The 7,550-nt window shown below is 61.7% G+C and carries 7 protein-coding genes; 4 read left to right on the forward strand and 3 right to left on the reverse strand.

The window, feature by feature from the left end:
* Positions 1–4 precede the first annotated feature (4 nt).
* Together GSQ76_RS13990 and GSQ76_RS13995 are read right to left on the reverse strand one after the other, a co-directional pair.
* The gene (locus tag GSQ76_RS13990; protein ID WP_158744530.1) at positions 5–1,582 is read right to left on the reverse strand and encodes an ABC transporter substrate-binding protein; all 1,578 of its coding nucleotides are present in this window, start codon (positions 1,580–1,582) and stop codon (positions 5–7) included.
* Positions 1,583–1,715: 133 nt separating this feature from the next.
* The gene (locus tag GSQ76_RS13995; protein ID WP_216851061.1) at positions 1,716–3,446 is read right to left on the reverse strand and encodes an amidohydrolase family protein; all 1,731 of its coding nucleotides are present in this window, start codon (positions 3,444–3,446) and stop codon (positions 1,716–1,718) included.
* Positions 3,447–3,676: 230 nt separating this feature from the next.
* Here GSQ76_RS13995 and GSQ76_RS14000 point away from each other — a divergent pair, with 230 nt between their 5' ends.
* From GSQ76_RS14000 to GSQ76_RS14015, 4 genes are all read left to right on the forward strand, one after another.
* Positions 3,677–4,978 carry an NtaA/DmoA family FMN-dependent monooxygenase gene (locus GSQ76_RS14000; RefSeq protein ID WP_158744531.1) on the forward strand — a complete coding sequence of 434 codons (1,302 nt, stop codon included), beginning with the start codon at positions 3,677–3,679 and terminating at the stop codon, positions 4,976–4,978.
* A gap of 321 nt (positions 4,979–5,299) precedes the next feature.
* Positions 5,300–6,487 (forward strand): ABC transporter substrate-binding protein, encoded by a 1,188-nt coding sequence (locus GSQ76_RS14005; RefSeq protein WP_158744532.1) that lies wholly within the window; start codon positions 5,300–5,302, stop codon positions 6,485–6,487.
* Positions 6,488–6,558: 71 nt separating this feature from the next.
* Positions 6,559–6,840: a type II toxin-antitoxin system RelE/ParE family toxin gene (locus tag GSQ76_RS14010; protein ID WP_158744533.1), complete on the forward strand. Its 282-nt coding sequence runs from the start codon at positions 6,559–6,561 to the stop codon at positions 6,838–6,840.
* Positions 6,833–7,141, forward strand: a complete 309-nt coding sequence (locus GSQ76_RS14015; protein ID WP_158744534.1) for a HigA family addiction module antitoxin — start codon at positions 6,833–6,835, stop codon at positions 7,139–7,141. The genes GSQ76_RS14010 and GSQ76_RS14015 overlap by 8 nt, the downstream gene beginning before the upstream one ends.
* 55 nt (positions 7,142–7,196) lie before the next feature.
* Here the strand turns inward: GSQ76_RS14015 and GSQ76_RS14020 are convergent.
* Positions 7,197–7,550 (reverse strand): gamma-glutamyltransferase (locus GSQ76_RS14020; RefSeq protein ID WP_174247346.1); only part of this gene is annotated, 354 nt, incomplete at its 5' end.

Genomic DNA, 7,550 nt, shown 5'->3' on the forward strand with positions numbered 1-7,550 from the left:
CCTGCTAATCCAGCCAGACGTCGCGGACCGTGATGGTCAGCCCCTGGTTCACCTTGAAGTTCTTCACCCGGTCGCGCCAAACATTCGCCGCGTCGAAAAAGCCGATCCAGGTGACGGGAGAGGTGGTGGTCAGATATTGCTGCAGTTCGGAATAAATCGGCTGCAAATTGGCGTGGTCGGTATCGTCCAACTTATAGGCGGCGGTCAGCAAATCACCCACCTTCGGGTCCGTATAGCCCGTTGCCTTGGATAGGAACTGGTTCGGCGTAAAGCTGACGTTTAGCATGTAGGTTGGATCGCCCGGCGCCATGAAGTTCACGATGGCGCTCTGGTAGTCACCGCGGAAGATTTGCGGATTCACCGTGGCAAACGCGCCCTTCTTCAGCACCACCTTGATGCCGACCTTGGCCAGTTCTGCCTGCAGGAACACGGCACAATCGTTGGTGTCCAACAAATAGGCTTCCGCCGTCGTCAACAGCTCAAACGTCGCGGCCCCGCCCTGGTATTTGGACTTGGCCATGTATGCCTTGGCCTTGTCCAAATCGTAGGTCATCATCTCGCCGGCCGTCTTGTCGTACCACCAGCCCGATGTCGGCGCCGGCACCGAGGACGGCTCGATCAGTCCGTAATAGATCTTATCCGCGACTGTTTTGCGGTCCACCGCATGGGCCACCGCCAGACGGAAGTTCACATCGTCGAACGGCGCCTTGGCGTTGTTCTGCAGCATGACGCACCAACCGCCATTGGTGACGCGGGCGCCACCCTGCATCTTGGGGCGGGACTTCAGCCGGGCGAAATCGCGCGGCGGCGGCGCACCGATGATGTCGGCCTGGCCGCTCAGCAGATAGGCAACGCGGGTTGAATCCTCCGGCACCACCTTCACCACCAGACGGTCCCAATGCGGCAGGCCCTTTTGCCAGTAGTTCGGGTTGCGCTTGAAACTGACGTAGTCGTTCGGCCGCCATTCCTCAAAAATTCCCGGCCCGGTGCCAATACCGATTGGGGTCAGACGGAAATAGTCATCGCCATACTTCTCGCGTGAGTCCTTCGGCCAGATGCCCATGAACTTCGTCAGGAATGTCAACCAGGGCGCATACGGCTCCTTCAGGATAACGCGCAGCTTAGTCGGGCTGTCGACTTCGACATGTGAAATCCGAAAGAACAGCGACCCACGGGACGCCTTGTTGGCCGGGTTGATCAAGTACTCGAAGCTGTATTTGACGTCATCAGCCGTCAGTTTTTGACCGTTCTGGAAGAATACATCATCCCGCAGTTCGAACGCATAGGTCAGCTTATCGGGGGAGATGGTCGGCAGCGCCTTGGCCAATTGCGGACGAAGCACGCCCTCGACGGCGTATTCGACGAGATTTCCCCAGATCGTCTGGCTCAGGATCTCCGAATCATGGCTGGACATGTTGATCGGGTCGCAGGTGATCGGGTTGTTGGACAACGCGACCGTCAGCGTGCCGCCCGATTTTTGTGCCTTGGCATCGCGCATCCAAGCGGGGGAAAGGCTCAGCCCGGCGACGGCGCTGGCGGTCCATAGCAGGCCCCGTCGCGACGGGTTCAAATCGATCGGCATGCTGTCCCCTTTGGTCGATTAACCCTTGCCACGTACCCCTGTGTTTCCATCCCGATTGGCGGCTCAACGGGGCCGCCTTGGCGCAATACCGGTTGTCTAGCAACGCGCATGCCACGTGGCCCCAGCCCGGCTGTTACTCCGCGGCGAGCCGAACCGTCTGCGCGTCCTGCCGCCCGCGCACCAGGCGGCCCGGCAGCGCGCCGGTGGGCACACCATTCTCGGTCACTACCTCGCCGCTGACGATGGTGGCGACGTAGCCGCGGCTTTCCTGCATCAGGCGACGGCCACCGGTTGGCAGGTCGTATTGCACCGTCATCGGTTCGATCTTCAGCGCCGCGTAGTCGATGATGTTAATGTCGGCCTTGAAACCAGGGGCGAGCACGCCGCGATCGTTCAGGCCAATGGCACGCGCCGGGTCACGGGTGAGTTTCTGGATGATCCACGGCAGCGCCATCTTCGGGCCGCGGGTGCGGTCGCGCGTCCAATGCACCACCGTGTGCGTGTAGGTGGCGCTGTCGCAGATGATCCCCAGGTGGGCGCCGCCGTCGCCGAGGCCTAGTAGGGCGTTCGGATGCTGCATCATCACGCCACAGACATTCAGATCGCCGTCCACGTAGTTGGTGATCGGGCGATAGAGGAAGGTGCCATCGAGCATGGTGTCGTAGGCGAGCTCCTGCGCTGAGATGCCCAACCGCTCTGCCCGGGCGGCCATGCTTTGAGTGATTTCCGGCTCGTAATCCGGTGGATCGGCCAGGACGAAAATGCGATCGAATTTTTCCAGCCGGCGGCGCTGCAGGTCGTCTTCTGTCTCTTCCGAAAGGATGGCGGCGCGTATCTCAGGCTTTGCCAGCTCGACAGCGCGTTCGGCCCAGGGAAGATGGGCTAGCGCCTTGTAGCTGGGGCGATGCACGAAGGGATGCTGGGAAATTTGGAACCCCAAATTGAGGCCGATCGGGCGCCCCATCACCTGCGCGAACATCGCAATCCCATCGGCATTCGCCTGGGCGATTAGGTCCAGCAGCAGCTTCCAATGGCCGGTTTTGCCCTCGCGTTGCGCCAAGGTCAGGCTCATTGGTCGACGGCCGCGCTCGGCAACCCGGCGCAGCAGGTGGAACTCGTCCACCGGGTCGTCGAAATCGGTGATCAGTTGGAACCAGCCGGCCCCAAGGTCGCCCATGGCTTCGGCGATCACCGCCAACTCCTCCTCGGCGGCGCCGAAGGTAGGTGTGTGCTCGCCCGCCAGCGTCTGGTGGATGATCGCGCGGGAGGTGGAGAAGCCGAGGGCGCCGGCCTGGATGCCCTCGACCGTCAGCCGAGCCATTTCCTTCATATCGTCGGGCGTTGCGGGCTCCCGCTTGGCGCCGCGGTCGCCCATGACGTAGACGCGAATGGCGGCGTGCGGCACCTGCGTGACGATGTCCAGATCGTATTGCCGCTCACCGAGACGATCGAGGTAATCCGGGAACGTCTCCCAATCCCAGGTCAGCCCTTCGGTCAGCACGACTTCGGGGATGTCTTCCACCCCCTCCATCAGCGCGACCATAACCTCGCGTTGTTCGGGCTTGCAGGGGGCGAAACCGACGCCGCAATTGCCGATCATCACCGTCGTGACGCCGTGCCAGGAGGACGGGTCCATCCGGTTGCTCCAGATCGCCTGGCCATCATAATGCGTGTGGATGTCGACGAAGCCCGGCGCGACGATCTTGCCGGTCGCGTCGATCTCCCGATCGCCGCGAGTGGATACCTGCCCGATTTGGGCGATTTTACCATTGAGCACAAGGATGTCACCGGCGAACGGCACGCCGCCATTGCCGTCGACGATAGTGCCGCCGCGAATCACAAGACTTGCTGGTTGCGACATCATGCGCCTCATCTGCTCGTTGACGATCGGCACCCTGACTCGATCGGCAAATTGGCGCAATGCCGGGCAAATCGACCGGACCGCACTAGAGGGTGCCCGCGATGCGGCGCAACTGCCTAAAATCTAAGCACGCTGCGAGGTGTTTGGCACTGCCGGCCGTATGCTGCAGTGCGGCATATGTCTTGCTTCATCCTGATGCGCGATGCGCGTGCAGACGAGGAGTTTATACCGCGATGGCCCAGACGCCTTTTCACCTTGGCTGGTTCGTCATGAAGGGCTATGGGCCCAAGGGCTGGCGCAGCCAGTGGGGTGGTCCAAATCTGCATAGCTGGGTCAAGCCCGACAACCTGGTTCATCTCGCCCGGGAGTTGGAGCGTGCGGCCTTCGACTACGTGATGATCGAAGATTCCAACAACGTTCCCTATACCTATAAGAATTCGCACGAGACCTATCTTCGGCTGGGACTAGACTCGCCGAAGCTGGACCCGTCGGTGGTCGCCCCGATCATGCTGCGAGAGACCAAACAGATTGGCGTCATCACCACCCTGTCCACCACCGAGTATAACCCCTTCCTGCTAGCCCGGCTGACCAACGCGCTCGACCACATTAGCGACGGTCGCGCCGGATGGAACCTGGTCACCGGCAGCAATGACGGCGGCGCGCAAAATTTCGGCTACGACAAGCAATTTCCGCACGACGAGCGTTACGAAATGGCCGACGAGTTCGTCGAAGTCGTGCAGAAGCTTTGGGACTCCTGGGAAGCCGACGCGATGGTCATCGACCCGGAGCGGGGGATGTTCGCCGATCCGGAAAAAGTGCGTCCAGTCTTCCACGAGGGGAAATATTTCCGCTCCCGCGGCCCGCTCTCCGCGCCGCGATCCCCCCAAGGGCACCCGGTGATCTGCCAGGCCGGCGGCTCCCCCCGCGGCCGAACCTTTGCCGCACGATGGGCCGAAACCATTATCGCGTCTGCCAGCAGCGTGGGCCAAATGAAGGAATTCCGCGACGACATCCGGCGCCAGGCCGCCGGCTTCGGCCGCAACCCCGACCATCTCAAGCTGATGTTCCTCATCGCCCCAATCATCGCCGAAACCATGGAGGCGGCACGTGCCCGCGAGCAGGCGCGCCTGGCCGAGGCGGAGGAGAACATCGAATTCTACCTGGCCAACATGTCCCGCGTCACCGGCATCGACTTCTCCCAATTCCCGCTGGACGAAAAGCTGCCGGAGCTGACTTCGAACGGCCATCAATCATCCGCCAAAGGCTTCTCCGGCCGGACCCCGCGGGACATCGTGATGCAGGGCCGTGCACTGCGCGATGCCGACCTGGTTGGCACGCCCGATTACGTGGCCGCCCAGATGGCAGAGGTGATGGACGCGGTTGGTGGCGACGGGTTCCTGATCATGGACCCGGATCACACCCGCAGATACATCACCGAGATAGCGGACGGCCTTACCCCAGCCCTGCAGAGGCTGGGTGTTGTTCGCAAAAAATACGAGTTCACCATGCTGCGCGACAACCTCCTGGCGTTCTAACGCCGGCCCGCACATACAAGCCGGCGTAATATCCAAGCTGACGATTACTGATACCGCGCCGGCATCACAGAGGGTCGTATTTGACGTCGGGCCAGACCGGGTAGGTGATACTGCTATATCCGGCCTCCTCCGTGTCGCTGCGCTCTGTCATTGCGAAGGAGTAGGCCCACGGAGCCGATCACGCGTCTCATGCGCGCTGTCGCGTGAAGGTAGCCAAGCCGGGGAAGGGCGGTCTACGAAGGGCAGTTGCCGTTCCAATACGCCATGACGATCGGGCACCTGCAGAAAACGCTTGATGCTGTCTCGAAAAGGATCTGTGCCGTGGTTGCAAGACTGATTGCCTGCCTGCTCGCCACCTCGGCACTTGCCAGCGTAGCGCATGCCCAGGCCCCAGCTCCGATTCGCATCACAGTGATCGCCGATCTTAATGACGATCTCTACAATGCCCGGGCTGGAAACGGCGGGGTCGACGCAACCCGGATGGCAGTCGCCGATTTCGGCGGCAGCGTCTTGGGGCGGCCGATCGTCGTCGATGCCCTCAACGATCACAACAAGGCGGCCGAAGCACCGGCGCTCGCCACCCAGGCCTATGATGCCGGCGCCGATCTACTGATGGACATTCAGAATTCGCCAATAGCGGCGGCCGTCTCCAAGATCGCCACCACCCGGCACAAGCTTGCGATCACCACCGGCGCGGCCAATTCAACCCTCACCCGGGCCGCCTGCAGCCGCTATTTCTACCATTACTCGTTCGATCTGCCGTCAATTACGACCGCTACGGCGAGGTATTTGGCGTCGCAACCTGGTAACAAGCGATGGGTCATCATCGCCGAGGATACGGGGTTCGGTAAAGGCAGCGCGTCGCTCATGTCGCCGATCGTGACGGCGCATGGCGACCAGGTGGTGAAATCCATCGTGGTGCCGGCGAGCACGACGGATTTCTCGTCTGTGCTGGATGATGTGCGGAGCTCGCAACCCAACGTGGTTGCGGTGTTCAGCGACGGGGCCAAGGGCGATAACGGCGCCACTGACATCACGAAGGCCGGGTTGAAGGCGACGGTGACAACCGCGCTGCTCTACCTCTCCGACGTGGATCGGGTAAAGGATGGCTATGCGGGGATCGTTGCAGCCGTACCCTGGTATTGGAACCTGGACCAAGCCGCCCGTGCCTGGGCGAACCGCTTTGCGGCCGACCATAACGGACTTCGCCCGACTGCTGCCCAGGCCGCGGACTACTCTGCGACCACCCAATGGCTCACTGCCGTGCAAACAGCTGGCACGACGGATGCCGATGCCGTGATCCATGCGCTTGATGGTCATAAGTTCGATGACATATTCGCGCATCACGGCGAATTCCGCGCGAGCGACCACATGGTGATGCATGATTTGTACATCGTTCGCGTCCGGCCATCCGCGCAATTGCCAGAGCCGCATGCCTGGTACGATGTGCTTGATACCGTTCCAGCCGCGACGGCGTTCCCGACAAGCCCTGATTGTCAGATGCCGTAGTAGCGTCAACGCGACGTAGAGGCCCGTAAGGCATGACTTGACTCTCGTAAGCCTTTGCCTTACACCGCCGTATGATCGCAAGCTTCCGCAGCAAAGATCTGAAAAGCTACTGGACCAGGGGAAACGTTAGCGGCATACGCCCAGACTGGCGCAAAAAGGTCAAAATCCTGCTTTCCGTCTTGGATGTGATGCAAGCGCCGGAAGAGATGGACCTGCCTGGCTTTGGCTTCCATGCGCTAATCGGCGACATGAGCGGACGATACGCGGTGGCAGTCTCACGCAATTGGCGGATTACCTTTGGTTGGCTCGCCCCAGATGCAATCGAAGTCGATTTGGAGGACTACCATGGCTGACGGCACACTGCGCGATCAGTCGATCGAGCCCAGCCACCCCGGCGAGTTGCTCGGCGAGATCGTTATACCAGGCACCGGCCTGCCTAAGACCCACATCGCCCAGCGGCTCCATTTGTCGCGGCAGACCCTGCACGACATCATCACCCGGAAGCAGCCCGTCACGCCAACTGTCGCCGCGAAGTTGGGCAAGCTGTTCGGCAACGGCGCCGGGTTCTGGATTCGCATGCAGGCCACTTACGACACATGGCATGCCGAGCACGACGTAGACGTGTCTCAGATTGAAACGCTGGACATGGCGTGAGGGCGTCCACCCGACGAGTGCCGAACCAGCTGTGTGAACCACAGGACGTTGCAGCCTAATCAGCCGATGGCGCGGCCGACTGGACAACGACCGCCCCATTTCGACGAGGATCGGCCGCACCGACTAGCCGCCCATCGGCTTCACGGTGAATCGCCTGCATTCCGCCCACACGCATGCTCCAAGCCAGTGGGAAGGCCTGGGCGTCGTGCCCCAGGCCGCGCAAGGCAACGAGCACCGTCGGGTCGATCCGGTTCTCGAATTCCACCAGGCGCCCATCCCACAGGCGACCACGTGGGGCGTCGATCGCGGCTTGGATCGCCAGCCCGAAATCGAGGTGGCTGACCATCGCCTGCGCCTGAGTCTGCAGGATGCCGTAGCTCCCTGGCGTGCCCAGCGCCAATTCCGGCAC

The organism is Acidisphaera sp. L21 (assembly GCF_009765685.1).
Lineage (GTDB): Bacteria > Pseudomonadota > Alphaproteobacteria > Acetobacterales > Acetobacteraceae > LMUY01.